This window comes from Hymenobacter rubripertinctus (assembly GCF_003583925.1).
Classification (GTDB): Bacteria; Bacteroidota; Bacteroidia; order Cytophagales; family Hymenobacteraceae; genus Hymenobacter; species Hymenobacter rubripertinctus.
Genome location: NZ_QYCN01000132.1, coordinates 1 through 444 on the forward strand (window position 1 = coordinate 1; position 444 = coordinate 444).

1 protein-coding gene is annotated in these 444 nt (G+C 63.1%); it reads left to right on the forward strand.

From position 1 onward, the window contains the following. Positions 1–238: 238 nt before the first annotated feature. On the forward strand, positions 239–444 hold a 206-nt coding region (locus tag D0T11_RS21860; RefSeq protein WP_147374818.1), incomplete at its 3' end, for a hypothetical protein.

Below are 444 nucleotides of genomic sequence, written 5' to 3' on the forward strand. Positions count from 1 at the left end.
CGTTGCGCCAAAAGTGCGGCGTGTTGGTGCGCAAGTCCTGCTCGTTTAGTCGGTGCGAGAAAATGCACCATACGCGCATCCAACTCGTCATCGACGAGCACAACCGTCGGTTAACGCCAACCTGAATCACCTCGCATTATACCACCGCCATCAAATGCAATAGCTCTTAAACTATGCCGGGCTCGACAGCAACCCCGAGCAGACCCGGCGCGAGCAGCACGCCTTTGACTCGGTGAGTGTGTCGGCCCCGATCCGGCGGGTGGTGGGGATGCAGTTCGCCCACTCGGGCGACGGGGTGGCCCTGCTCAACGCGGGCGGCGCTGCCCCGCAGCCGCTGGGGCCGTTGAAGCAATTGAGTGTGGCCAAAGGCGACACGGTGGACGTGGTGGCGTACGGGATGTATCAGCAGCCGGCGCAGGCCAACTGGAGCTTCTCGCTCGCGAG